This is a genomic window from Halomonas sp. SIMBA_159 (assembly GCF_046536035.1).
In the GTDB taxonomy this organism is placed as follows: domain Bacteria; phylum Pseudomonadota; class Gammaproteobacteria; order Pseudomonadales; family Halomonadaceae; genus Vreelandella; species Vreelandella venusta_A.
In genome coordinates, this window is sequence record NZ_JAWJBT010000104.1 from 1 (window position 1) to 442 (window position 442).

General features: G+C 53.8%; 1 protein-coding gene. It reads left to right on the forward strand.

From position 1 onward, the window contains the following. Positions 1-187: 187 nt before the first annotated feature. Positions 188-442 (forward strand): hypothetical protein (locus R0J87_RS18560; RefSeq protein WP_498888030.1); only part of this gene is annotated, 255 nt, incomplete at its 3' end.

Consider the following 442-nt stretch of genomic DNA (forward strand, 5'->3'; position numbering starts at 1 on the left):
GGCTTTTCAGGAAGCAGACATCCGCCGCCCTGCTGCACTCGCTGAGATGTTGTTTGTCGAGGAGCTGTTCATCCGCGACTTAATCGACAAAATGCACCATACGCAGCTGATCCGCCTCGATCCCAAAGGCTATCGGCTGACCGATAAAGGCTACTGACAGCTGGAAAAAGGCATTTTTGAGGAAGCGATGGTAAGCGATGAAGCTATTGCTTCTTTTAGTGCGGCCCATAACCGCTATTGGCTAGCAGAAGAGCCGCCTGGCCAAACACAAACGGAAGGGCCTGTTTACCGCTACGCCGTGGAACAGGCGGCTGACGAGAGCCGCATCCGCGAGCTGCTGGGCCAGGAAAAAAATACCCCAGAAGAAGGATATCAAGTGCTGGTCGCAGATGTCTTGGCGCTGGACGAGCTTGGCAATGACTCTATCCCGTGCATCGAATTT